Source organism: Vibrio sp. 10N.222.52.B7 (assembly GCF_041474275.1).
In the GTDB taxonomy this organism is placed as follows: Bacteria; Pseudomonadota; Gammaproteobacteria; order Enterobacterales; family Vibrionaceae; genus Vibrio; species Vibrio crassostreae_C.
The window spans coordinates 1,111-1,325 of the sequence record NZ_JBFRTU010000375.1; the positions used below are offsets into that span (position 1 = coordinate 1,111).

General features: G+C 47.0%; 1 protein-coding gene. It reads left to right on the top strand.

Translation table 11 applies throughout. From position 1 onward, the window contains the following. On the top strand, positions 1 to 215 hold a 215-nt coding region (locus AB4512_RS23285; RefSeq protein WP_372175893.1), incomplete at both ends, for an ATP-binding protein.

Below are 215 nucleotides of genomic sequence, written 5' to 3' on the forward strand. Positions count from 1 at the left end.
CTGATTCACAACGCGACTCAAGCGCTGCAACATCAAGTTCTTGAACAGAAAATCTTGCAGGAGCAACAAAACCTGGAAAGCGTTGACCAACAGGCTAGCCCACAGATAGGCATCGAATGGCAACTGCATCATGACTCTTGTCAGCTGATCATTTGGGATAACGGAATTGGCATGCCGAACGATAAGCTAGAACAGCTGTTCGACCCGTTTTTTAC